Origin of the sequence: Pseudomonas frederiksbergensis, assembly GCF_017114915.1 — a bacterium.
Taxonomy (GTDB): domain Bacteria; phylum Pseudomonadota; class Gammaproteobacteria; order Pseudomonadales; family Pseudomonadaceae; genus Aquipseudomonas; species Aquipseudomonas frederiksbergensis_I.
Map to the genome: position 1 here is coordinate 42,965 of NZ_JAAUOE010000005.1, position 25,025 is coordinate 67,989.

The 25,025-nt window shown below is 60.8% G+C and carries 20 protein-coding genes and 1 riboswitch; of the genes, 13 read left to right on the forward strand and 7 right to left on the reverse strand.

All coding sequences use genetic code 11. The features are described 5' to 3' along the window. Window positions 1-18: 18 nt before the first annotated feature. Window positions 19-1,452 (reverse strand): TolC family outer membrane protein, encoded by a 1,434-nt coding sequence (locus HCU66_RS05575; RefSeq protein WP_205887538.1) that lies wholly within the window; start codon window positions 1,450-1,452, stop codon window positions 19-21. Between the two features lie 205 nt (window positions 1,453-1,657). After that, window positions 1,658-1,763, forward strand: a riboswitch (TPP riboswitch). 166 nt (window positions 1,764-1,929) lie between these two features. Between HCU66_RS05575 and thiC the strand changes: the two genes are divergently transcribed. Continuing rightward, window positions 1,930-3,819 (forward strand): phosphomethylpyrimidine synthase ThiC, encoded by a 1,890-nt coding sequence (thiC, locus tag HCU66_RS05580; protein ID WP_205887539.1) that lies wholly within the window; start codon window positions 1,930-1,932, stop codon window positions 3,817-3,819. A 141-nt stretch (window positions 3,820-3,960) separates the two neighbouring features. Here the strand turns inward: thiC and HCU66_RS05585 are convergent, their stop codons facing one another. After that, window positions 3,961-4,707, reverse strand: a complete 747-nt coding sequence (locus tag HCU66_RS05585) for an RsiV family protein (RefSeq protein WP_205887540.1) — start codon at window positions 4,705-4,707, stop codon at window positions 3,961-3,963. A gap of 228 nt (window positions 4,708-4,935) precedes the next feature. Between HCU66_RS05585 and HCU66_RS05590 the strand changes: the two genes are divergently transcribed. The 9 genes from HCU66_RS05590 to HCU66_RS05630 all read left to right on the forward strand — a co-directional run bounded on the left by HCU66_RS05590 (window position 4,936) and on the right by HCU66_RS05630 (window position 14,249). Then, window positions 4,936-5,553, forward strand: coding sequence for an NUDIX domain-containing protein (locus HCU66_RS05590; protein WP_205887541.1), 618 nt, complete (start codon window positions 4,936-4,938; stop codon window positions 5,551-5,553). Further along, entirely contained in the window at window positions 5,544-5,996 is a 453-nt protein-coding gene (locus tag HCU66_RS05595; protein WP_205887542.1) for a DUF1249 domain-containing protein, read from the forward strand. The genes HCU66_RS05590 and HCU66_RS05595 overlap by 10 nt, the downstream gene beginning before the upstream one ends. Before the next feature lie 112 nt (window positions 5,997-6,108). Then, complete coding sequence (gene cpdA, locus HCU66_RS05600; protein ID WP_205887543.1) at window positions 6,109-6,924, forward strand: 3',5'-cyclic-AMP phosphodiesterase; 816 nt, start codon at window positions 6,109-6,111, stop codon at window positions 6,922-6,924. 94 nt (window positions 6,925-7,018) lie between these two features. After that, window positions 7,019-7,627 carry a YqiA/YcfP family alpha/beta fold hydrolase gene (locus tag HCU66_RS05605; protein ID WP_205887544.1) on the forward strand — a complete coding sequence of 203 codons (609 nt, stop codon included), beginning with the start codon at window positions 7,019-7,021 and terminating at the stop codon, window positions 7,625-7,627. 42 nt (window positions 7,628-7,669) lie between these two features. After that, window positions 7,670-9,577 (forward strand): DNA topoisomerase IV subunit B, encoded by a 1,908-nt coding sequence (gene parE, locus HCU66_RS05610; RefSeq protein ID WP_205887545.1) that lies wholly within the window; start codon window positions 7,670-7,672, stop codon window positions 9,575-9,577. After that, window positions 9,577-10,566, forward strand: a complete 990-nt coding sequence (locus tag HCU66_RS05615) for an esterase-like activity of phytase family protein (protein ID WP_205887546.1) — start codon at window positions 9,577-9,579, stop codon at window positions 10,564-10,566. Before parE ends, HCU66_RS05615 begins: the two co-directional genes overlap by 1 nt. Further along, window positions 10,563-11,084, forward strand: coding sequence for a retropepsin-like aspartic protease family protein (locus HCU66_RS05620; RefSeq protein WP_205887547.1), 522 nt, complete (start codon window positions 10,563-10,565; stop codon window positions 11,082-11,084). The genes HCU66_RS05615 and HCU66_RS05620 overlap by 4 nt, the downstream gene beginning before the upstream one ends. Before the next feature lie 10 nt (window positions 11,085-11,094). Beyond that, a complete protein-coding gene (gene parC / locus HCU66_RS05625; RefSeq protein ID WP_205887548.1) occupies window positions 11,095-13,359 on the forward strand; it encodes a DNA topoisomerase IV subunit A in 2,265 nt (754 codons plus the stop codon). Between the two features lie 176 nt (window positions 13,360-13,535). Beyond that, the gene (locus tag HCU66_RS05630) at window positions 13,536-14,249 is read left to right on the forward strand and encodes a PqiC family protein (protein ID WP_205887549.1); all 714 of its coding nucleotides are present in this window, start codon (window positions 13,536-13,538) and stop codon (window positions 14,247-14,249) included. Between the two features lie 247 nt (window positions 14,250-14,496). On the opposite strand, the gene HCU66_RS05635 is transcribed toward HCU66_RS05630, so the two are convergent. After that, window positions 14,497-16,026: an AhpA/YtjB family protein gene (locus HCU66_RS05635; RefSeq protein WP_205887550.1), complete on the reverse strand. Its 1,530-nt coding sequence runs from the start codon at window positions 16,024-16,026 to the stop codon at window positions 14,497-14,499. A 135-nt stretch (window positions 16,027-16,161) separates the two neighbouring features. Between HCU66_RS05635 and serB the strand changes: the two genes are divergently transcribed. After that, window positions 16,162-17,376, forward strand: a complete 1,215-nt coding sequence (gene serB / locus HCU66_RS05640) for a phosphoserine phosphatase SerB (protein ID WP_007939616.1) — start codon at window positions 16,162-16,164, stop codon at window positions 17,374-17,376. Between the two features lie 119 nt (window positions 17,377-17,495). Here serB and HCU66_RS05645 read toward each other — a convergent pair whose 3' ends face one another. The 4 genes from HCU66_RS05645 to HCU66_RS05660 all read right to left on the reverse strand — a co-directional run bounded on the left by HCU66_RS05645 (window position 17,496) and on the right by HCU66_RS05660 (window position 22,805). After that, window positions 17,496-19,280, reverse strand: a complete 1,785-nt coding sequence (locus HCU66_RS05645) for a molecular chaperone (RefSeq protein ID WP_205887551.1) — start codon at window positions 19,278-19,280, stop codon at window positions 17,496-17,498. A gap of 135 nt (window positions 19,281-19,415) precedes the next feature. After that, on the reverse strand, window positions 19,416-20,276 hold the full coding sequence (gene asd, locus HCU66_RS05650) for an archaetidylserine decarboxylase (RefSeq protein ID WP_205887552.1): 861 nt from the start codon (window positions 20,274-20,276) through the stop codon (window positions 19,416-19,418). Between the two features lie 18 nt (window positions 20,277-20,294). Further along, window positions 20,295-21,110 (reverse strand): thiosulfate sulfurtransferase, encoded by an 816-nt coding sequence (rhdA, locus tag HCU66_RS05655; RefSeq protein WP_205887553.1) that lies wholly within the window; start codon window positions 21,108-21,110, stop codon window positions 20,295-20,297. Between the two features lie 162 nt (window positions 21,111-21,272). After that, entirely contained in the window at window positions 21,273-22,805 is a 1,533-nt protein-coding gene (locus HCU66_RS05660) for an HDOD domain-containing protein (protein WP_205887554.1), read from the reverse strand. 165 nt (window positions 22,806-22,970) lie between these two features. Here HCU66_RS05660 and motA point away from each other — a divergent pair, with 165 nt between their 5' ends. After that, window positions 22,971-23,822 carry a flagellar motor stator protein MotA gene (gene motA, locus HCU66_RS05665; RefSeq protein WP_205887555.1) on the forward strand — a complete coding sequence of 284 codons (852 nt, stop codon included), beginning with the start codon at window positions 22,971-22,973 and terminating at the stop codon, window positions 23,820-23,822. A gap of 3 nt (window positions 23,823-23,825) precedes the next feature. Then, window positions 23,826-24,851, forward strand: coding sequence for a flagellar motor protein MotB (motB, locus tag HCU66_RS05670; protein ID WP_205887556.1), 1,026 nt, complete (start codon window positions 23,826-23,828; stop codon window positions 24,849-24,851). Window positions 24,852-25,025 lie beyond the last annotated feature (174 nt).

Sequence of the window (25,025 nt, forward strand, 5' to 3'; positions counted from 1 at the left end):
CGGACGATCTATTGCTTTTTAAGGTCTGGCTTTGAGCTGGTCGGCCGCAGCTTTAGCCAGATCCGGGGGCAGGAAGTCCTTGTCCGGGTTGTAGTCCGCTTTGAGATAACGGGTCAGGTCCTGCAAATCCCCCGGGTTCAAGGTGCCGGCGGCCTGTTTCAGGCGCAGGTTGTCGAGGATGTAGTCGTAGCGCGTGTTGTTGTAGTTGCGTACCGAGGTGTACAGCTGGCGCTGGGCATCGAGCACGTCGACGATGTTGCGCGTCCCCACCTGATAACCGATTTCGGTCGCTTCCACCGCGCTCTGGTTGGAAATGATCGACTGCCGACGTGCCTGCACCTGCTCGACGTCGGTGTTCACGGCGCGGTGCAGGTTACGGGTGTTTTCCACGACCTGGCGACGCAGCGCCTCGCGTTGTTGCTCGGTCTGGTCCAGTCGAGAGTAAGACTCGCGTACCTGGGAACTGGTCAGCCCGCCGCTGTAGAGCGGGATGCTCAATTGCAGGCCGACGGTGCGTTGTTCCGCATCGCCGCCGTAATGCACGCCGGTCGCGCTCGGGTTGGTAAAACCGAGGGCGTCGTTGTCACCTTTCTTGTATTGCGCGACCGCGTCCAGAGTTGGCGCATGCCCGGCCTTGCGCTGCTTGAGGGTTTCTTCGGCGGCGCTCACCGCGTAGTTGCTGGCCAGCAGATTGAGGTTCTGCTTGGCGGCGGTGTCGACCCAGGCCTTGGCGTCGTTCGGTGCCGGCGGCAGGATCGGCAAGGTATGGACGATGCCCTGGATCGAGTTGTATTGACGGTTGGTCAGGGTGATCAGCGCTTCGAACGCGTCATCCACCTGGCGCTGAGCGAGAATCCGGTTGGCCCGTGCCGTGTCGTAACTGGCCTGGGATTGCAGTACATCGGTCTTGTCCGACAGGCCGACGTCAAAGCGCTCGTTGGACTGGTCGAGCTGGCGCTTGAAGGCGGCTTCTTCAGCCTTGGTCGAGGCCAGGTTGTCCTGGCTGCGCAGTACGTTGAAGTAGCTTTCGGCGCTTTGCAGGATCAGGTTCTGTTCAGTGGCCGAGAGTTGCAAGGCGGCCTGTTCATTGACGTCCTTGGCGGCCTGGAACTGGAACCAGCGGTCGGCGCGGAAAATCGGTTGCGCCAGGGTCGCCTGATACACCGTGCCGCTGCGGGTCGAGGTCACCGATGGCTGATCGAGCGCGGTGCGGGTGTTGTTCAGGTCGGCACCGGCCGAGAGGTTGGGCAACAGCCCGGCGCGGGCCTGGGGCACGACTTCCTTCTGGGCGCCGTATTGGGCGCGGGCGGCGGCGATATCGGCGTTGTTGTCCACCGCTTCCTGATAGACGCTGACCAGGTCGGTCTTGGTCGATAAGGGCGCTTCTGCTGCCCAAGCCATTCCATTGGACGCACAAGACACGGCAAGGGCCAGTGAGAGTTTGCGCAGCATGAGGCCATCCCTAAAAATTACGCTGATAATTTGATCGCCAAGGCTACGGCGCGGCGCCCTGCAGCGTCAAGACAGAGCGTCAAGGCGCGGCAGGGCGTAGCGAGTGTAGTTGCACGCACGTACGGCAACAATCCGTTAATAGCGCCATTCATCATGGTGTTTGCCGCGGTGTTGGCGTTCTTTGCCGGTTATGTCTAGACTGGCCGGGTTCTTGTCGGGGTGCCTTGCTATGAGGCTGAGATCGAATAATTTCGGATCCCGTTGAACCTGATCAGGTTAGCGCCTGCGTAGGGAACAAGATTTCTCGTCACCCGGCGAGTCCTCTTGTGCTTCGTCCGGGATGTTGTTCGACAATCGAACACCCCTCGAGCATCGAGCACAGCACCTGCTGGAATTTCCAGCGCCCGTGCGTCCATTCGTTTACAGGTTCGCTCCGACAAAAATCCACTGCCTGGATGTGTGTCTGGAGAGCCCGTGATGACTACAAAATCAAAAATCGCAACCAACCTGAGTGACTCGGCCAAGGTCGATCAGCAATCGGTTCAGCCGTTTACCCGCTCGCAAAAAATCTATGTTCAGGGCACACGCCCGGACATCCTCGTGCCGATGCGCGAAATCAGCCTGGACGTAACCCCGACCGACTTCGGCGGTGAAATCAACGCGCCGGTGGTGGTGTATGACACCTCGGGCCCGTACACCGACCCCAACGTCATCATCGACGTGCGCAAAGGCCTGGCCGATGTGCGTTCACCGTGGATCGAGTCCCGTGGCGACACCGAGCGCCTGTCCGGCCTGAGCTCCAACTTCGGCCAGGAACGCCTCGCCGATCCGGAGCTGACCAAGCTGCGTTTTGCCCACGTCAACAACCCGCGCCGCGCCAAGCCGGGGGCCAACGTCAGCCAGATGCACTACGCCCGCAAAGGCATCATTACCGCCGAGATGGAATACGTCGCCATCCGCGAAAACATGAAGCTCGAAGTGGCCCGCGCCGCCGGTCTGCTGGACCAGCAACACGCCGGCCACAGCTTCGGCGCCAGCGTACCGAAAGTCATCACCCCCGAATTCGTCCGTGAAGAGATCGCCCGCGGTCGCGCGATCATTCCGGCCAACATCAACCACACCGAACTGGAACCGATGATCATCGGCCGTAACTTCCTGGTGAAGATCAACGGCAACATCGGCAACAGTGCCTTGGGTTCGTCCATCGAAGAAGAAGTGGCGAAACTGACCTGGGGCATTCGCTGGGGTTCGGACACGGTCATGGACTTGTCCACTGGCAAGCACATTCACGAAACCCGCGAATGGATCATCCGTAACTCGCCGGTGCCGATCGGTACCGTGCCGATCTACCAGGCACTGGAGAAGGTCAATGGCGTCGCCGAAGACCTGACCTGGGAGCTGTTCCGCGACACGCTGATCGAACAGGCCGAGCAGGGCGTCGACTACTTCACCATCCACGCCGGCGTGTTGCTGCGTTACGTGCCGCTGACCGCCAAGCGCGTGACCGGCATTGTTTCCCGTGGCGGTTCGATCATGGCCAAGTGGTGCCTGGCGCACCACAAAGAGAACTTCCTCTACACCCATTTCGAAGACATCTGCGAAATCATGAAGGCCTACGACGTCAGCTTCTCGCTGGGCGACGGCCTGCGTCCGGGTTCGATTGCCGACGCCAACGACGAAGCGCAGTTCGGTGAACTGGAAACCCTGGGCGAGCTGACCAAAATTGCCTGGAAGCACGACGTGCAGTGCATGATCGAAGGCCCGGGCCACGTGCCGATGCAATTGATCAAAGAGAACATGGACAAGCAGCTGGAGTGCTGCGACGAGGCGCCGTTCTACACCCTCGGCCCACTGACCACTGACATCGCCCCAGGCTACGACCACATCACCTCCGGTATCGGCGCGGCGATGATCGGCTGGTTCGGTTGCGCCATGCTCTGCTACGTGACGCCGAAGGAGCACCTGGGCCTGCCGAACAAGGATGACGTGAAGACCGGGATCATCACCTACAAGATCGCCGCTCATGCTGCTGACTTGGCCAAGGGACATCCGGGGGCACAGATTCGCGACAACGCCTTGAGCAAGGCGCGTTTCGAATTCCGTTGGGAAGACCAGTTCAACCTGGGCCTCGATCCGGACACCGCGCGCTCGTACCACGACGAAACCCTGCCGAAGGATTCGGCCAAGGTCGCGCACTTCTGCTCCATGTGCGGGCCGAAATTCTGCTCGATGAAAATCACCCAGGAAGTCCGTGAATACGCGGCCAACCAGCGGATCGAAACCATCGATGCGGAAGTCGCCCAGGGACTGGCGGAACAGGCGCAGCGGTTCAAGCAGGAAGGCAGTCAGCTGTACAAGAAGGTTTGATCTGACCCGCAGCGCCAGTCTTTCGAGGCTGGTGCAGCTCTTGTAGGAGCGGGCTTGCCCGCGAAAGCGGTGTGTCAGGCAACATCAATGTTGACTGTACCGACGTCTTCGCGGGCAAGCCCGCTCCTACAGGTCGAGCCTTCAGCTACGGCCGGGAAACAACTCAGGCTTGAGAATGCCGTTCAGGCGTGGGTAGGGGATCTTCAGTTCGACGTGACCCAGCGCGTAAGGCGCGAGGGTGCTCACTTCGTACTTGAGGATCACCCCGCCGTACGTCAGCGCCACGTTCTGGGTTTTCACGAAGGGCCAGCTCTTGACGAACTCCGGCTCCTGATCGAGTTTGGTGCTGATCAACCAGCTGTTGTGCGCCACCTGGGCCGCTTTCCAGAACGCCTCTTCCTGACCCGGGATCACCATGTCCGACAGGGTCAGCACTTTATGCTGCTGGCGTGAATAGTTGATGAACCCGCGGCCCGGCTTGCCATGGGCGCCGCCGGTGTCCAGGTAGCTGGACAATTCAATAATCACCAAGCCGTCATGCTGCTCACGTACCTTGGCTTGCAAGTAGCTGCTGTAGCGTGGCTCGGCACTGTTCAAAAACTGCTCGCGATACGCCGCCAGCGTTGGCGCTACGGGGGCGTCGGGCGAGGTGCGGGTCATTTGCAGCAGGCGTTTTTCGATGATGCCATCAAGGGCTGGCTCAGCCGGGAAGTGCAGCGTATCGATGTTCACCAGCGGGCATTCAGGGTTGGCGCAGCCCGGTTTCAGCTGTTCGGAAGCGTCGCGGGTGGTTTCCAGCGGCGTCCGGTAATTGGGCTGGAACAGACTCTGGCACGCCCCCAGGGTCAGGGCGATGGCGGCCACGGAGGCGATCTTGAAAAGCGACATGGGCGTCCTTAATGAAGCAGGGGAAGGCGAAAAGTTACCCGCTTCGACTCTCAACCAAGCAATCAGTTCGCCACTAAGCTAATTAGAGTTGGTTTCGTCCCCACCGTCTATCCCGCTGACTGTAAAGGGGCTGCATCAAACATCGCGGGCGCGTTAGGATGGCGCGAAGTCGAGGTTGCAAGTCACAAAAAGGAGCCTCGTAACGGATTTGCAGTAAAGAGGATAGTCATGACTGATGTTGCCAACGCCATTCCGACCGCCGTAGAGATCGTTCGGCGCGAAAAGTGCTACGAGGGCTTCTACAAGCTCGACCGCGTGCACTTGCGCCACGAATTGTTCGCCGGAGGCATGAGTCGCGAGATCAATCGTGAATTGTTTGTCCGCCACGATGCGGTGTGCGTGCTGCCTTACGATCCGCAGCGCGACGAAGTGGTGCTGATCGAGCAGTTTCGTGTCGGCGCCATGGGCAAGACTGACAATCCGTGGCTGATCGAACTGGTCGCCGGTCTGATCGACAAGGATGAAGTGCCGGAAGAAGTTGCTCACCGCGAAGCGCAGGAGGAAGCTGGGCTTGTATTCGGGGCACTCTGGCCGATCACCAAATATTTTCCATCGCCGGGTGGCAGCAACGAGTTCGTGCATTTGTATCTGGGGCGTTGCGACAGCACCGGGGTGGGCGGCCTGCATGGGCTGGAGGAAGAGGCAGAAGATATTCGCGTCACGGTCTGGGCTTTCGAAGATGCCCTGCAAGCCGTGCGCGATGGACGTATTGCCAACGCGCCAAGCATCATTGCCTTGCAGTGGCTGGCTTTGAATCGCGTTGAAGTGAGGGGGTTATGGTCGTAAACAAGCTGCGCGATCGCTATCGGGTCGACCTCGTGGGGCTGCAAGCATCCTGCGAGGCCAACTACGCGCGCCTGATGCGACTGTTGCCGGACATGCGCAACGATCCGGCAGCGCGGCGCATTGCCGTGACCCAGGGCGACCAGATGCTGGGCGTGCTGGCCCTGGAAGTGCTGCAAGCCTGTCCGTACACCACCACCCTGCAAGTACGCCAGGAACACAGCCTGCCCTGGTTGCCGATACCGCAACTGGAAGTGCAGGTGTATCACGACGCGCGCATGGCCGAAGTCATCAGCGCCGAACATGCACGACGCTTTCGCGGCATCTATCCTTACCCGAACGCCGCGATGCATCAGCCGGACGAAAAGGCTCAGCTCAATCTGTTTCTGGGGGAATGGCTGAGTCATTGCCTGGCTTGCGGGCACGAGTACGCCGCTGTGCGCTAAGAGTCCCGTGCAGTTGTGAACTGCGTCCGGTTCACAGGTTTCCTCTTTTGATCGTCCCCCAGCATAATTGCGGCACTTATCCAATTCCGTGATCACGCCCTGGGAGAACGCCTTGCCGAGCGTATCCACATTGACCACCGCCGATCCGGCGTTGCTGGTGCAACTCTCCGACAGTCATCTGTTTGCCGAGGGGCACGAGACGTTGCTGGGCATGAATACCCGCGACAGCCTGCAACAGGTGATCGAGCTGGTGTTGCAGCAGCAACCGCAGATCGATCTGGTGATTGCCACTGGCGATCTGTCCCAGGACGGGACGCTGGAGTCATACCAGCTGTTTCGCGACCTCACCCGGCAAATCGATGCGCCGGCACGCTGGATTCCCGGTAATCACGACGAGCCGCGGATCATGGCCGAGGCAGCGGTACAGAGTGCATTGCTGGAACCGGTGGTGGACATCGGTAACTGGCGAATTACGTTACTCGATTCGGCAGTGCCAGGTTCGGTGCCGGGGTATTTGCAAGATGAGCAGTTGCAGTTGCTCGTGCGCTCGTTGAGCGAGGCGCCGCAGCGGCATCATCTGGTGTGTTTCCATCATCATCCGGTGTCGATCGGGTGTGCGTGGATGGAGCCCATTGGTTTGCGCAATCCAGAGGCGTTGTTCGCGGTGCTGGATCGGTTTCCTCAGGTGCGTGCAGTGCTGTGGGGGCATGTGCATCAGGAAATTGATCAAGAGCGCAACGGTGTTCGCCTGATCGCATCGCCCTCGACCTGCATCCAGTTCGAACCAGGCAGCGACGATTTCAAGGTGAGTGAGCAGGCGCCGGGGTATCGGTGGTTGCGGCTGTTGCCGGATGGCAGGCTGGAAACGGGCGTGGAGCGTGTCACCGGTTTCGATTTCAAGATCGATTACGGTTCCAACGGCTACTGACACTTTTCCTGCGGATGTGCCGATTTCACTGCACCCAACACATCCCGACACCCTGTAAACTCCGCCTTCTTTACCCGACGCACAGGGAGCTCAAATGTCTGGTTCGATCCTTTATATCCACGGTTTCAACAGCGCGCCGGCGTCGAAAAAGGCCTGTCAGTTGATCGCAGTGATGGAGCGGCTGGGCTTGAGCGATCAGTGGCGCGTGCCGGCCCTGCATCACCATCCTCGCGAGGCGATCGCTCAGTTGGAACAAGCGATTGCCGAACTGGGGCGGCCACTGCTGGTCGGCAGCTCCCTCGGCGGCTACTATGCGACTCACCTGGCCGAGCGCCATGGCTTGAAAGCCCTGCTGATCAACCCGGCCGTCAGCCCGCATCGGATGTTTGACGGATTTCTGGGGACGCAGAAAAACCTGTATACCAATGAGGCCTGGGAAATGACCCACGACCACGTGACGGCCCTGGCCGAGCTGGAAGTGCCGGCGCCCCGGGATCCGCAGCGGTTTCAGGTGTGGTTGCAGACCGGCGACGAAACGCTGGACTATCGCCTCGCCCAACAGTATTACCGGGCCTGTGCCTTGCGCATTCAGGCCGGCGGCGACCATAGTTTCCAGGGTTTTGCCGCGCACCTGCCGGCAATGTTGAGTTTTGCCGGCATCGGCGCAGATTTGTATCAGGCGATCGATTTCACAGCACTGTGATTGCTCGCCTCTTTTTTTGACTGACACTGACGACGAGACCCCATGGCCACTCCCAGCGCTAGCTCTTATAACGCAGACGCCATCGAAGTCCTCTCGGGCCTCGACCCGGTGCGCAAACGCCCCGGCATGTACACCGACACCAGTCGGCCGAACCACCTGGCCCAGGAAGTCATCGACAACAGCGTCGACGAAGCCTTGGCCGGGCATGCGACATCGGTGCAGGTCATCCTGCACGCCGATCACTCCCTGGAAGTCTGCGATGACGGCCGGGGCATGCCGGTGGACATTCACCCTGAAGAAGGGGTGTCGGGTGTCGAGCTGATCCTCACCAAGCTTCATGCGGGCGGCAAGTTTTCCAACAAGAACTACCAGTTCTCCGGCGGTTTGCACGGGGTGGGTATTTCCGTGGTCAACGCCTTGTCGACCGAAGTCCGGGTGCGTGTAAAACGTGACGGCAACGAATACCAGATGACCTTCGCTGACGGTTACAAGAAAACCGAGCTGGAAGTGATCGGTACCGTCGGCAAGCGCAATACCGGCACCAGCGTGTTCTTCGCGCCGGACCCGAAGTATTTCGATTCGCCGAAATTCTCCATCAGTCGCCTCAAGCACGTGCTCAAGGCCAAGGCCGTTCTGTGCCCGGGGCTGCTGGTCAGTTTTGAAGACAAGGCCACCGGCGAGAAAGTCGAATGGCATTACGAAGACGGCCTGCGCTCCTACCTGGTGGACGCGGTCAGCGAATTCGAGCGCCTGCCGGACGAGCCGTTCTGCGGCAGCCTGGCCGGTAACAAGGAAGCGGTCGACTGGGCGCTGCTGTGGTTGCCCGAGGGCGGCGACAGCGTTCAGGAAAGCTACGTCAACCTGATCCCGACGGCCCAGGGCGGTACGCACGTCAACGGTCTGCGTCAGGGCCTGCTCGACGCCATGCGCGAGTTCTGCGAGTTCCGCAGCCTGCTGCCACGCGGTGTGAAGCTGGCGCCGGAAGATGTCTGGGAGCGTATCGCGTTCGTGCTGTCGATGAAGATGCAGGAGCCGCAATTCTCCGGTCAGACCAAGGAACGCCTGTCATCCCGCGAAGCGGCCGCCTTCGTTTCCGGTGTGGTCAAGGACGCCTTCAGCCTGTGGCTCAACGCCAACCCGGAAACCGGCATGCTGCTGGCGGAACTGGCGATCAACAACGCCGGCCGTCGCCTGAAGGCCAGCAAGAAGGTCGAGCGTAAACGCATTACCCAAGGGCCGGCATTGCCGGGCAAGCTCGCCGACTGTGCCGGGCAGGACCCGATGCGTTCCGAGCTGTTCCTGGTGGAAGGTGACTCCGCCGGCGGTTCGGCCAAGCAAGCGCGGGACAAGGAGTTTCAGGCGATCCTGCCGTTGCGCGGCAAGATTCTGAACACTTGGGAAGTCGATGGCAGCGAAGTGCTGGCCAGCCAGGAAGTGCACAATATCGCCGTGGCGATTGGTGTCGATCCGGGCGCGGCGGACATGAGCCAGCTGCGTTACGGCAAAATCTGCATCCTCGCCGACGCCGACTCCGACGGTCTGCACATCGCCACCTTGCTCTGCGCCTTGTTCGTCCAGCATTTCCGCCCGTTGGTGGATGCCGGTCACGTCTACGTCGCCATGCCACCGCTGTACCGGATCGACCTGGGCAAAGAGATCTACTACGCCCTGGACGAGGCCGAGCGCGATGGCATTCTCGACCGCCTGGTGGCCGAGAAAAAACGCGGCAAACCGCAGGTCACCCGATTCAAAGGCCTGGGTGAAATGAACCCGCCGCAGTTGCGCGAAACCACCATGGACCCGAACACGCGGCGTCTGGTGCAACTGACGCTGGGCGAGAATTTCGACGCGACCTCGGAAATGATGGACATGCTGCTGGCGAAAAAACGCGCCGGCGATCGCAAGACCTGGCTGGAATCCAAAGGCAACCTGGCCGAGGTTTTGGGCTGATGCGCTTTGGCTGGGCCCTGGCGTGTGCGTTGCTGCTGACTTCGGTGACGGTTTCTGCCGAGCCTGCGCCAGAGCTGCGCCTGTTGTCCGAACATGCCGTCGACGGCATGCGCGGCGGCAATCTGTCAGGGCTGGCCCAGTGTGGCAAGGAGCTGTGGACCGTTTCGGATCGCGACGATGATCAAATCTATCGCCTCGACACCCGCAACAGCACCTGGCAAGCCGAAACCGTGCGCATCGACGTACCCCTGACGCCCGACAGCGGTTTGCCCTGGGGCTTGCGTTCGCGGACCTGGGCGGCATCGTTTGTGCGCGGTGGCGACCTGGATTTCGAAGGCATCACCTGCGACAGCGCCGGTAACCGTTACATCGTCAGCGAAGCCCACGCCGCGGTGCTGCAAGTACCGCCAATCGGGCCGGCGTCCTGGTTGAAAATCTCGCCGATGCTGGTACGCGAAGCACGGGCCAGCGGTATGTTGCTGCACTTCAATGCGTTGTTCGAAGGGCTGACGATCAATCCGGCCGGTGACACGCTGTGGCTTGCCGCCGAGCGCGAGCGCCGCGGTCTGCTGCTGATCAAGCGCCAGCAAACGGTGTGGGATTGCGACGGTGGTTGTGTGTTGCTCAGCGAAGCGGGTGTGGAGATGCAGCCAGCGCAATTTCCCAAGGCCAAAGCGGTCTCGCGGGATTTTGCCGATTTGTCATTGTTCGACGGCAAGCTGTTTACCCTTGAGCGCAATGCCTTCCAGATCTGTCGCCGTGACGCGATGACGGCCAGGGTCGAGCGCTGCTGGTCGTTTGCCGCCGAAGCCTTGCAGGAAAATCGTCGTTATTCACAGGCCTATGGGCTGGCGGAAGCGCTGGTCGTGGACGCCGGCGGTGCCTGGATCGGCATTGATAACAACGACGGCGCACGTAACGACGGTGAAAAGCGCCCGATTGTCTGGCGCTTTGCCGCGCCTGAAGGTGGCTGGAGTGCCAAGTCATGAGCCAGCAGCCCCCGGGCAAGCGCGCCGGTCGGGTGTTGATGATACTGGCCTGGTGCGCCGCGCTGTTTCTGGCGACGCGGTTCTTCGGTCAGTGGGAGGCGCGTCAACACAATCCCAATACCGTCGTCAGCTCTGAGCAAGGCCAGGGTTTTATCGAAGTGAAACTGATCGGCAACAGCCAGGGGCATTTTGTCGCCACCGGCCAGATCAACGGCCAGCCCGTGGAGTTCATGCTCGATACCGGCGCGACCGATGTGTCGATCCCGGCCGAAGTGGCCGAGCGGTTGAAACTGGAAAAAGGCTTCGGGGTGACCCTGAGCACGGCCAATGGCTTGAGCGAGGGCTATCGAACCCGCCTCGACCGGCTGCAACTGGGCGCCATCGTGCTGCGTGACGTTCGCGCGCTGGTGGCGCCCGGTTTGCACGGCAATCAAGTGCTGCTCGGCATGAGCGCATTGAACAAACTTGAATTTACCCAGCGCGGTGGCACCATGCTGCTGCGCCAGACCACGAAATAATGAGGCCCGCATGAGCGACTCCCTTGATCTCAGCCTGGACGGTGTAGAACGCCGGTCACTGGCTGACTTCACCGAAAATGCCTACCTCAACTACTCCATGTACGTGATCATGGACCGTGCCTTGCCGCATATCGGCGACGGCCTGAAACCGGTACAGCGACGCATCGTCTATGCGATGAGCGAGTTGGGGCTGGACGCCGATTCCAAGCACAAGAAGTCGGCGCGTACCGTCGGTGACGTGCTCGGTAAATTCCACCCTCACGGCGACTCGGCGTGCTACGAAGCCATGGTGCTGATGGCCCAGCCGTTCAGCTATCGCTACACGCTGGTCGACGGCCAGGGTAACTGGGGTGCGCCGGACGATCCGAAGTCCTTCGCGGCCATGCGTTACACCGAAGCGCGGTTGTCGCGTTATTCCGAAGTGCTGCTCAGCGAACTGGGCCAGGGCACCGCGGACTGGGGCCCGAACTTCGACGGCACCCTGGAAGAGCCTTTGGTGTTGCCGGCCCGTTTGCCGAACATCCTGCTCAACGGCACCACCGGGATCGCCGTGGGCATGGCCACTGACGTCCCGCCGCATAACCTGCGCGAAGTCGCGACCGCTTGCGTGCGCTTGCTCGATGAGCCCAAAGCCACGGTCGAGCAACTCTGCGAACACATTCAGGGTCCGGATTATCCGACCGAAGCGGAAATCATCACGCCGCGCGCCGACCTGCTGAAAATCTACGAAACCGGTCGCGGTTCTGTGCGCATGCGCGCGGTGTACCACGTCGAAGACGGCGACATCATCGTGACGGCGCTGCCGCATCAGGTGTCGGGTGCCAAAGTGCTCGAGCAGATTGCCGCGATGATGCAGGCCAAACCGTCGAAAGCCCCGCAGATCGCGGACTTGCGCGACGAGTCGGACCACGAGAACCCTTGCCGCATCGTGATTATTCCGGTCAACAGCCGGGTCGATCACGAAGCGCTGATGCAGCATCTGTTCGCGACCACCGAGCTGGAGTCCAGCTACCGGGTCAACATCAACATCATCGGCCTGGACGGCAAGCCGCAGCTCAAGAACTTGCGTGCATTGCTGGTGGAATGGCTGGAGTTCCGCGTGCGCACCGTGCGTCGACGCCTGCAATTTCGCCTGGACAAGGTCGAGCGTCGCCTGCACCTGTTGGACGGTTTGCTGATTGCCTATCTCAACCTGGATGAAGTGATCCACATCATCCGTACCGAGGAGCAGCCGAAGGCCAGCCTGATTGAGCGCTTCGCCCTGAGCGAAATCCAGGCCGACTACATTCTCGACACCCGTTTGCGTCAGTTGGCGCGACTGGAAGAAATGAAGCTGCGCGCCGAGCAGGATGAATTGCTCAAGGAGCAGGCCAAGCTGCAAGCCCTGCTGGGCAGCGAAGCCAAGCTGAAGAAACTGGTACGCAGCGAGCTGATCAAGGACGCCGAAACCTACGGCGATGACCGTCGTTCGCCCATCGTCGAGCGCGCTGAAGCCAAGGCGATGACCGAGCACGATCTGCTGCCGAACGAGAAAGTGACGGTCGTGCTGTCGGAAAAAGGCTGGGTTCGCTCCGCCAAGGGCCACGAGATCGACGCCACCGGTCTTTCCTACAAGGCCGGGGATGGGTTCAAGACCTCGGCAGCCGGGCGCTCCAACCAGTTTGCGGTGTTTATCGACTCCACCGGCCGCAGTTATTCGGTCGCGGCCCACACCTTGCCATCGGCCCGTGGCCAGGGCGAACCGCTGACCGGCCGCCTGACGCCGCCGCCAGGGGCGAGCTTCGAATGCGTGCTGATGCCTGAAGACGATGCGCTGTACGTCATCGCGTCCGACGCCGGTTACGGTTTCGTGGTCAAGGGCGAAGACCTGCAAGCCAAGAACAAGGCGGGCAAGGCCCTGTTGAGCTTGCCGAACAACGCCAAGGTGATCCTGCCGCGTCCGGTGGCCGATCGTGAGCACAACTGGCTGGCCTCGGTGACCACCGAAGGTCGCCTGTTGATCTTCAAAATCAGCGATCTGCCACAATTGGGTAAAGGTAAAGGTAATAAGATCATCGGAATTTCCGGTGAACGTGTTGCCAGTCGCGAAGAATATGTCACGGACATCGCCGTTTTGCCGGACGGTGCCACCTTGGTGCTGCAGGCCGGGAAACGTACCTTGTCACTGAAGGCGGACGACCTTGAACACTACAAAGGTGAGCGTGGACGTCGCGGTAACAAACTGCCACGTGGCTTTCAGAGGGTGGATGCGCTGTTCGTCGAAAACCTCAACTAAGCGTCCTAGAGCGCTCGATCTACGATTTAACGCGTAGATCGACGCTTTGGCGCTGGAGTCGGAACGCATATTCACGGATGATATGGCCTTTCAAGCGCCGGCGTAGCCGAGTGTTCTTCATATTTTTTGAGTATTTTCACTGTGGTGAGCCTTGTGGCAGCCACCTGGATGGGACGATGACTGCTCTGCGCCTTCCTTTTATTTTGATGCTCGCCGGCGTTCTTGGCCTGGCGGGTTGCAGCGTGCACCGGCCGGTGTCGCTGTATCAACTGGACAGCGGAAGTCCGGCTCAGCCTGCGCAAAGCGCGGGCATGGCGGTATTGTTGGGCCCGGTAACGGTTGCGGACTACCTGCAACGCGAAACCTTGTTGCAGCGTCAACCGGATGGCAGCCTTCAAGCATCGACCGACGGTCGTTGGGCGGGCAGCCTGTCGTCGGACATCGATCAGCTGTTGCTGCGTCAGGTCGCCGGTCATCTGGACAGCCAACGCGTTGTCCTGGCGCCTGCGACAGTGGGCTTCACGCCGGATGTTCAGGTTCTGCTGACGATCACCCGTCTGGACTCGGGGAAGTCGCAGCCGGCGATTCTTGATGCGCAATGGCGTCTGATCGATCGTCGTGGTCAGGTGCGTGATAACCGCATCATTCATCTGCAAGAGCAGCACACCGGCGGCACGGCGGCTCAGGTTCAGGCTCAGGGTGTGTTGCTGCAGCGTCTGGCCGAGCAACTGTCGACAGCGCTCAAGCCGCTGGCCAACCAGCCACCGATCGCCGAAGCGCCGCGCAAACCGGCCGCCAAGCCTGTGGCCCCGGCAGCAGAGCCGGAGAAGCAACAGAAGATCCCGATGGCTTCACCGATTCGTACGGACATGGAAGTGTTCAGGTTCTGAGCCTGGATTGAGTCCAGAACAAAGCCCGCCTTGTGCGGGCTTTGTTGTTTGTGGCGCGTACTGATCATTCCCACGCTCTGCGTGGGAATGCCGCCCGTGACGCTCTGCGTCACATCGGTGCCAGGTTCTGTATGAGGTGGGGCTGGAACGGCGGAGCGTCCCTGGAGGCATTCCCACGCGGCGCATGGGAGCGATCAGCCCGCAGACGATCACTCATCTGCGGGATTTTTTACAGCAGGGCTAAGGCTTATGCCCGGCGCTCATGCATCCGCGCCAGTTGCCGTTCCAGCATCGATGGATACGGCTCCATCAAGCGTTCTACGCAGCACGCACCCTCAGGGCTTGCAATGGGCCGGATCCGCGCACGCTGGCGAATCAGCGCGTCGTCACTGATCTTGCGCTCCACCAGCAACAAGTTGCGGCTGTGTTGTGACAGGGCCAGGGCGTCCTGCGCGGTTTCAGTCAGCAGCAGATCAATCTGGCTCAAGCCGAACAGTTCGTCACCCAGTGTCAGGCCCAGCTGCAATTGCAGGGTGATGCCGCTGTCGGCGACTTCGATCTGCAACTGATGGCCCAGGGCGCGCAGCAACTCACCGCAGCAAATGGCGTTGGTCAGGTAGTCATCGCCGCTGTCTTCGGTGTGGAACAGCATCAGCGTGCTGCCATCGTTCAGGGTGTGCAGTTCGCTCTGGTAGAGCGACGCGGCCTGATCGAGGCAATCGCGGTAGCGTTTGAGCAGCTCTTCCAGGCGTGCGCGGGGCAGGCGGCGCAGTTGATCCTGGGCGCCCAGTTGTACCGCCAGTACCGCGCTGTGTTGAGGTACGTTTGATACCGGCGGCCTTGCGACGGGTTTCGGCGCGCTGTCGGCCGACTCATCACGCAAATCGGCAAACGGATCTTCGTCGTCCTCATCGTCTTCGACGGTGCTGACAATCCGCCGTGACGCAGGCTTGAGGCCGGCCACAGGCCTGGCTTCATCGAAACCCGGATCGCGCAGGTTACGCACTTCGAAAGCCGGATCGGCGTCTTCATCGTCGTCGCTGTCGTCGAACTCGGGTTCCGGCGCAGGTTCAGGCTCGGCCGGCTCCGGCGCGAAATTGGCGTGCAACTGACGAGCGAGGTCGCCGACCTCGTCCTGGCGCTCGGTGGCCGGGGTGTATTCGTCGATATTGCGCAGCCATACCCGCAATTGCAGCAGCGGCGTGGAGATATTGCGTCCCAGGCGCAGGCTCAAGGCCAGGGACAGCGCCAGCAGAATCGCGCTCAGAATGCCCATGCTTTGCAGGCTGATGGTCATCGGCTGCTGGAACTGATCCATGTCCAGGCTGATGCGCAGTTGCCCGGCGGTCACGTCCTGGAAGGTGATCTTGCTCTGGTACATGCCTTCGGCTTCGCCCAGCAGGCCGTGCTTGGGGCGCTGACCGGCTTCGGCGAGGATGCGGTTATCCACGCTGTAGATGGCGGCATGGGCCACCAGCTTGTTCTTGGTCAGGTTGTTGAGCAGCACGTTCAGGCTGAGGATGTCATTGGACACCAACAGCTCCGTGGCCGACGTAGCCGTCTGGGTGGTCAGGCTTTCGCCCAGGGCATCCGCCTGCTCGTGCATGGCCTGCTTGAATTGCAAACCCATCACACAGGCATAGATCACCAGGGCCAGGGCGACCAGGATCACGTTATGGCTGGCAATGCGCAATGCGATCGGTACACGGCGATGACGCAGTGCCCGGAAGATCAGCAGAAAGAAGTTATCGGTTTTTACTGGCGTGGGCCGGTTCACTTGAGCTCGGCTCTTTAGTCCGTGAAGTTGACGCGCAGTATAGCGACAGGCCATAGACCGTCAAAGCGCTCGCGGTGCCCGATGGTCATTGAAAATGGGTAGAATGCGGTTTTTTTCCACCTGCGGGGGTGCGCCTTGCGCGAAATCGTCCTGATAAACATCACGGGAGTCGACCGTCCGGGTCTGACTGCGGCCATAACCGGCGTTCTGGCCCAGGGTGGTGTGAACATTCTCGACATCGGTCAGGCGGTGATCCACGACACCCTGTCGTTCGGCATCCTGGTTGAAATTCCCGACACCGAGCAAGGCAACTCGGTGCTCAAAGACATCCTGTTCAAAGGCTATGAGCTTGAGCAACAGGTGCGTTTCACGCCAGTGTCCGAAGAGGATTACCAGCAGTGGGTCGGCAATCAGGGCAAGAAACGCCACATCGTCACCCTGCTGACCCGCAAAGTGACCGCCGAGCAATTGCAGCGAGTGAGTTCGATCACCGCCAAATATGGTCTGAACATCGACCATATCGATCGTCTGTCCGGGCGCATGCCGCTGGACACCCCGGCCGACAAGGGCAAGGGTTGCATCGAGTTTTCCGTGCGCGGCGAGGCGGCTGACCCGCAAGCGCTGCGGGCCGAATTCCTCAGCGTCGCGCAAGAGCTGAACGTCGACATCGCCTTCCAGGAAGATTCGCTGTTCCGCCGTAACCGCCGTCTGGCGGTGTTCGACATGGACTCGACGTTGATCGAAGCCGAAGTCATCGACGAACTGGCCAAGGCCGCCGGCGTGGGCGACCAGGTGTCCGCGATCACTGAGCGGGCGATGGCCGGCGAGCTGGACTTCCGCGCCAGCTTCAAGGAGCGCCTGGCCTTGCTGCAGGGGCTGGACGTCAGCGTGCTGGACTCTATCGGCGCTTCCCTGCGCCTGACCGAAGGCGCCGAAACCCTGTTCGCCGAACTCAAGCGTCTTGGCTACAAGACCGCGATTCTGTCGGGCGGCTTCACCTACTTCGCCAAGCAACTGCAGGCCAAGCTGGGCATCGACTATGTGTTCGCCAACGAACTGGAAGTGGTCGACGGCAAGGTCACTGGCGTGGCGGTCGAGCCGATTGTCGATGCGCAACGTAAGGCGGATTTGCTGCGTGAATTGGCGCACAAGGAAGGTTTGCGTCTGGAGCAGACGATTGCCGTGGGTGACGGTGCCAACGACCTGCCGATGCTGGCGATTGCCGGGCTGGGCGTGGCGTTCCGCGCCAAACCGCTGGTCAAGCAATCGGCGAAGCAGGCGATTTCCACCCTTGGGCTGGATGGCGTGCTGTACCTGCTGGGTTTCCGGGATCGCGACGGGCAGCTCTGAGTTTCAGGTTGTCTGGGCGGGCCTCTTCGCGGGCAAGCCTCGCTCCTACAGGATTTGCGCGGATCCGTAGGAGCGAGGCTTGCCCGCGAAGGCATCACCGCCGATTAAATGCCCGACACTCAAAGCGACTTCCACAACGAATCAAACTCTTGCGCTGCACCGACCACGCCGCCTTGTGCGGCGTTTTCGTTTCTGGTCGCTTCCAGCAATCGGTAGGCGAACTGATTGAAACTGTTGGTGCTCGCCACCCGTCGCTCCAGCCCGGCCCGGCACTCCTGGCCGTTGGTGTTGATTAACACCTCGTTGCCTTCCTGGAACGGCAGGCGCGGAGTGAGCAGGGTGGCCGGCAGGTCAATGGCGCTGATGGCGGGCAGTAGCAGGCCGCGCAGATATTGGCTGCGCTCATCACGGGTGCGCACCAGCTGCAGGCCACAGGGTTCGGCGCAAGGCGCCACCTGTTCGATCCCCATCTGTGTTCCGCCGCCCCGCACCTGACGAATCCAGCGCACCACGGCAATGCTCCAGCCTTGACTGGCAGTATCTTCGATGCCGACCATCTCGCCGGCCTGTAGCTCGGCGGCCACCGCGCCGGGCCAGGCCAGGCAATAACCGCCAGGGCTGTGATTGATCACCGGCAGCGTATAGGTCGGGAAGTGCTGGTCGGTCGCCTTGTGATTGTCATCGTTCTGAGGGTGCGGGTATTCGATCTCCTCGTAAGGCAGCAACGTGTCTGCCGTACCGTGAGGGGCGGCGTCGAAGGCCTTGTTCCATTGGTCTTTGGCGCGACCTGCCGGTGCGGCAGCCGAGAACTGCGCGGGACGGGCGCCCGGCTTTTTCAGGATGTCGCTGAACGAGCGTTTGCCGCTGAGATAAAAGTGCAAGGCACTCATGCCCACGCACAGGGTCAACGTGCCGTGACCGACGGTACGCCGGAAACTGCGCTCGGCGGCCTGGCCCCAGGCGGCATGCAGGTGTTGCAGCGTGTCCAGGCTCAGCCCCGCCGGAACGGGCAGCGACGATGCCTGGTCGGCCGACTGTTGCAGATGGGTTTCGATGGCCGCGACCAGAGGCCGCGGGTCGATTCCCAGCAAACGCTCCTGTTGCTCGGCCAGGAACTTGGAACGGTAACGCGGTCCGGTGTCGAAATCCGGGGCAACGGCAAACAGTCCGTTGTCCGGTTTGGCCGGTTGCAGTCTGATCCATTGGCTCCAGGACTCCAGCGCCCCGGCGAGCCGGGCGATCTGGTTCTGGCGCAGTTGATTGCAGCGTGAAGCACCCAGCAGAAGGGCGACGACGTAGGTTTGTTCGACGGTCAGGTTTTGCGTCTGGCTGGCCAGGTCGTCGCGCACACTTTTATGTTGCAGCTGAAACTGACAGCCGATCCGATACAGCTGATGCAGTTCCAGCCACAAGCCCTCGGGCACTGGACAATAGAGCTGAGTGGCGCGGATCAGCGCGCCGTTCAGGCAATGGATCGCCCGTTGCAACGCCTGGGTCAGCAGCGGCGCACGGTCCTTGCTGAAACACTGTGTAATGCGGATGACGATCTGTTTGTAGCCAATCGCCAAGTGGCTCTGCAACGCCTGGCAAAGGTTGGCGATTTTGCGCGAACGCTCGTCGAGCACAATCGCCTGATGCAGGAAATGCCGTTCCAGGTGCTTGCAGACGTAATACACCTCGGGCCGAAGCAGTTCGAGCATTTGCAGGCGACTGTCGCTGGGTGTGAACAGTTGGTTGAGTTCGCTCAAGCCTTGATACAACTGGCGAGCGGTTTCGCCAATGTTGGCTTTGGGCAGGTTGGCGATCCAGCGCTTGAGGTCGCGTGGCGTGGCTTCGCAGAAAGACAGGCGCGACTGTATCGGGATCGGTGCGCGCAGCAGCAGGGCAGGATTGGTCTCATTCATGCCGTGGACAAACTCCGACCGGGAAATGGGCAACGAATGACTTTGACTGTAGCAGCTATGAACGCTGGAGGAGGGGGCGCAGAGGGAGGAAATGTCCGATCCCACGAAAGGTGTTCGTGGGATCGGATCGAGGGATCAGGCAGTTGGCAGGCCGATGCCCTGGCCCATCTGCACAGGCGAAAGAGCGCCCAGCCCTTCAGCCCATTTCACTTGATCCGGCCCGAACAGCACGACCGCCGTGGAGCCGAGTTTGAAACGCCCCAGTTCCGCGCCTTTTTCCAAGTGAATCGGCGCGCGGGCCGCTTCGTCGTAGCGGAAGGTTTTCAGCTCGCGTTTTGGCGGTGTGACCAGGCCGGCCCAGACGGTTTCGATCGACGCCACAATCATCGCGCCCACCAGCACCACGGCCATCGGTCCGCGCTCGGTGTCGAAAATGCACGCCACACGCTCGTTGCGCGCGAACAGCTCCGGTACGTTTTCAGCGGTGGTCTGGTTGACCGAGAAAATGCGGCCAGGAATGTAGATCATCTCGCGCAGGGTGCCGGCCAGCGGCATGTGCACGCGGTGGTAATCCTTGGGCGAGAGGTAAATGGTGGCGAAATCACCGCCCATGAATGGCGCGGCATTGGCCGCGTCACCGCCCAGCAATTCCAGCACGCTGAAGCTGTGGCCCTTGGCCTGGAAGACACGGCCGTGTTCGATCGGGCCGAGCTGGCTGACGGCGCCGTCGGCCGGGCTGAGGATCGCGCCCGGGGTTTGATCCAGCGGACGAGCGCCGTCTTTCAAGGCGCGGGTAAAGAACGCATTGAAGTGCTCGTAAGCCGTCAGGTCTTCGACCAGCGCCTGGGACATGTCCACTTGATAACGCTTGGCGAACCAGGCGGTTAGGGCGTTCTTGAACCAGCGCACGCGGCATTCGGCAATGCAGCCGGCCAGTCGCGAGAGCAAGTGGTGGGGCAGCAGGTATTGGCTGAGGATAAACAAACGCTTATTCATAACTGTCCTTAAAAAACCTTAAATCTCTACGGGCGTGTCGGGATGGTTACCCCATTCGCCCCAGGAGCCGGCGTAGCCTTTGACCCGCGGATAACCGAGCGCCTTGGCCACCAGATAGGTGAAGCCAGAACGATGGTGAGTCTGGCAGTGGGTAATGACTTCTTTGTCTTTGGTGATGCCAAGTTGTTCCAGGATTTTCGGCATGTCGGTGCGGATGCGCAGGTTGCGTGCCTGATCCATGCCGGCAGTCCATTCGAAATTGACCGCGCCGGGGATGTGCCCGCCCTTGGCCGCCAGCACTTTCTCGCCGGAGTACTCCAGCGGCCCGCGTGCGTCCCATATTGCCAGGTCGGCGGCACCGAGACGGCTTTGCAGGTATTCGCGGGTGGCGGTGGGTTCGTCGTGCAGGGTCAGGGCGACCGGGCCGCCGACCGCTGGCGGGATCTGGATCGACATGGGCATGCCTTCTGCCAGCCAGGCCGGCAGACCGCCGTCGAGGTAGTGATACTTGTTGTGGCCGATGACATCCAGCAGCCAGATAAAGCGCCCGGCCCAACCGCCGCCTTCGTCGTCATAAACGACGTAGACCGCATCGGGGTTGTGTCCCAGTTCGCCGAACAATGCTTCAAGTGCGGCGTGGGTCGGCAGCAGGCCTGGCGCGGGCGCCTGACCCAGTTGAGTGCGTTTTGGATCGACAAAGCGTGCGCCGGGAATATGCCCTTCGGCATAGCGGGTGCTGCTGGTCAGGTCCACCAGAATCAGTTCGCGGGAGTCGAGACGCGGGAGCAGGTCGCTCGGTTCGATCACCAGCGCCAAGCCAGAGAAGTCAGACATGTGAGGTCTCCAGAGCACAAAGGGGAGGATTGTAGCGCAGCGTCATGAAGGCCAGTTATCAGTTATTTTGGGGCAGGAAATAACGGATGGCAGGCCCTGATGGTTAATACCGGGCCGTAGCAGCTGTCGAGCTTGCGAGGCTGGCTACACCGGCATCGGACTCTAGCGGTGACTAAAGCTGTGCAGGGCTTTCTCGATGCACTGCGCAGTTTTGCCGAATGCCTGCACGGTGATTTCCGAGAACGGCCCGCCACCCTGATCCGCCACCACGATCATGATCACCCGGCCGTTGTTGACCAGTGAGCGTAACAACAGGTGTTCGCCACTGAATAGCGCGCACAGACTGGCGGGTAGCAGGGCCGAGAATTGTGCGTTGTTGGCCGGCGTCAGGCGCACCTGGGCCTGTTGCGCGAGCAGGCGCTGCAGTACGGTGCTTTGGCTGACCACCAGGTTCAGGCCGGCCACTTCTTTGGGCAGCCCGGCAGTCTGGTGCACACGCAGATTAGCGTGCGTGCGGTCGGCCATCAGGATCATCACCCGCCGCATGCCGCACGCCACCAGGGCGTCTCGGGCCGATGTGGTCAAGTGCATGGCATTGGTAAAACGGCTCGGCTCCACCAGCAACTCGGCGCATTGTTTACGCCACTTCGCCAGATCTTCTGCAGTCGGTGCCGGGGCCGGCAGCAGACCGCCGTGAACACGATTGATGCCCGACGGCCAGATCAGCGCTTCGGCCGGGTGCCAGAGGTCCGGCATGGCGTGTTGGCGGGCGCTGTTGGCGGCTTGCTGGTGCAATTGTTGTTGCACCTCATCCATCGGTATTTGAAGGTAAAGGCTGGTCAGGAACTGCCAGCGTTCACAGTGAGGACTGTCCCAGGCCTGTTGTGCCGACAACGCCAGACCATTGGCCAGCAGCACGGTGTTGGCGGGTTGATTAAGCCAGCGCCGTAGCGTCGGGTCGTCGTCGAGACGGTTCTGTTGGCGCAATGGGTGGTCGCTGTCACGCGCGATGCGCAGGACTTTCACCAGTTCACGTTGCTCGCTGCGCAGCAGTCGATAACCTTGCTGCACCCAGATCGGCAGGTGCCAGGTATCCACCAGCGCCAGGCAGATTTCCAGCAGGCGCACGCCGAACAATTGCTTTTCGACTGTGCGTGCCGACTCACCTTTATGGATGACCCGCAGCTCCCACTCTTCAAGCAACTGTGGATGGGTCAACGCCATGGGCCACAGTGGCGAGAGAAACAGCAGGCTGCCCCAGTGGATGTCTTGCCACAACCGCGCCAGGCGACTGGCAAAAAAACCGTTGGCCTGTTGAGTGGCGTGCTGGCTGATCAACTGAAGCTGGCGCAGGGCGGCGGGGATTTCCGATTGGGGGGCGGCGGGCAAGCGCTCGAGCAATTCTTCGGTGCGTTTCAAACCGAGGCGATTGATCGCCACCTCAAGGTTTTCAGCCGGCGTGGCCATGCTGCCATGGGTGTGGCGATTGGCTTCGCGAATGACGCTCAAGGCCAGGGCCGGGCTGTCCTGCATCAATTCGGCAATGTCGCGCAGCGAGCTGCGGCTATCGCGGATGGCTTTGCAGACCCGGTCGTGACTGGCTTGCGGAATCGGCAGGCGCACGCCATCGAGAAGCTTGACCCAGCCTTCGAGCGTGGTCGGTTTTGGCATTGGGACGTTCGTTTCGTTAGCCATGTCTGGACGCGATCATCGTCTGCTTTACCTATCCCTGCGCGGGTCAAATTAGCTTTTCGCCTGAACTGGCTATAGTCTGGCGCAGTTTTGCCGATAAGTAGAAGAAGAGATTTTTTAACTTCCGAATATGACCTTGAACCCGACTCAGTAAGTGCTCTCCTACCTATGGCTAAAATTATCGGCATCATCGTCGTATTCGCGAGCGTGCTCGGCGGATACGTGCTTTCCCACGGCAAAATTGCTGCCCTCATCCAGCCTTTCGAGGTGATGATTATTGGTGGCGCCGCCCTTGGCGCGTTCCTGCAGGCCAACCCCGGCCACATGACGATGCATGTGCTCAAAAAAGCCTTGGGCATGTTCACTTCGCGTTTCAACCACACGTTCTACCTGGAAGTGCTGGGGCTGATTTACGAGATCCTCAACAAGAGCCGTCGCGAAGGCATGATGGCGATCGAAGGCGACATCGAAGATGCCGCCGCGAGCCCGATCTTCGCCAAGTACCCGGCGGTTCTGAAAGATGAACGCATGACCGCGTACATCTGCGATTACCTGCGCATCATGTCCTCCGGCAACATGGCTCCCCATGAGCTTGAAGGCCTGTTCGACATGGAGCTGACCAGTCTCAAGGAAGACCTGGATCACCCCTCCCACGCCGTCAACGGCATCGCCGATGCCATGCCCGGTTTCGGTATCGTCGCGGCGGTATTGGGTATCGTGGTGACCATGGCTTCGTTGGGTGAAAGCGACCAGAAAATGATCGGCCTGCACGTCGGTGCGGCGCTGGTAGGTACCTTCTTCGGTATTCTCGCCGCCTACGGTTTCTTTGGTCCGTTGGCCCATGCCCTGGGCCACGATGCCAAGGAAGAACTGAACGTCTACGAAGCCATCAAGGCCTCGCTGGTGGCTTCGGCTTCCGGCATGCCGCCATCGCTGGCGGTGGAATTCGGCCGCAAGGTTCTGTACCCGGCGCACCGCCCTAGCTTCGCTGAGCTGGAACAAGCGGTTCGCGGTCGCTAAGTCATGGAAAATAACCAGCCGATAATCATCAAGCGCGTAAAGAAATACGCGGGCGGGCATCACGGGGGCTCCTGGAAAATCGCCTTCGCGGACTTCGCAACGGCGATGATGGCGTTCTTCCTGGTGCTGTGGCTGTTGTCCACGGCAACGCCGGAGCAGAAGATCGCCATCGCCGGTTACTTCAAGGACCCGGTCGGTTTTACCGAAAGCGGCACGCCGTACATCATCGATCTGGGCGGCTCGCCGACCCTGGCGCCGGAGAGCACCCTCAACCCCGAGGTGAAATCCCAGCCTCAGCCGGACAAGGTGACGGTCGACGCCGAACAGGTCGAAGGCATGGCCGAGCTGGTCGAGAAGGAGCGCCTGGAATTGTTGCTGCAAGAGTTGCAGAACAAGGTCGATGAAAACCCGCAGTTGCAGAAATTCAAGGACCAGATCCTCTTCGAAATTACCCAGGACGGTTTGCGCATCCAGATCATGGACGCCGAAAACCGCCCGATGTTCGACTCCGGCAGTGCGCGCCTGAAGCCGTACTTCGAAGACATCCTGCTGGCCATGGCCGACACCATCAAAGCGGTGCCGAACAAGATCAGCATCAGCGGCCACACCGATGCCAAGCCGTACTCGGGCACCGGCGATTTCGGCAACTGGGAACTCTCGGCCAACCGCGCCAACGCGGCTCGTCGTGCGTTGGTCGCCGGCAGCTATCCGGACGCTCAGGTGGCGCGCGTCGTGGGCTATGCCTCGTCGGCGCTGTTCGACCGGGAGAACCCGTTCAACCCGGTCAACCGCCGCATCGACATCGTGGTGCTGACCAAAAAAGCCCAGCGTGCCATCGAAGGCGAACAAGGTGCCGAACCGGCGCCAGTGCCGACGCAAGGGCTGGGCGGGCCGGGCGAAGTGCCTACGCCGCCCGCCGATCCGAATGCCTTGCCGGCGGATAAGGAACCGCTGCCGGCCCATGAGCTTCGCGAGCGTTTGAATCTGTTTGATGATCCGGCGCCGAAGCCGGCGGTGCCAGCCAAGTAGTGAGCACAGAAAAGCCGACAGTGATGTCGGCTTTTTTGTGCCTGCACGCTACTCCACATCAGTATTCACTCCCCCCTCGTTCGCAGACGTAACATTCTGAAACGTCAGAAGGTTCGGATGGGATATCAAGATGCTTCCTACATAAATCCTTTTTCCCCCTTGTTAGCGTGTTCG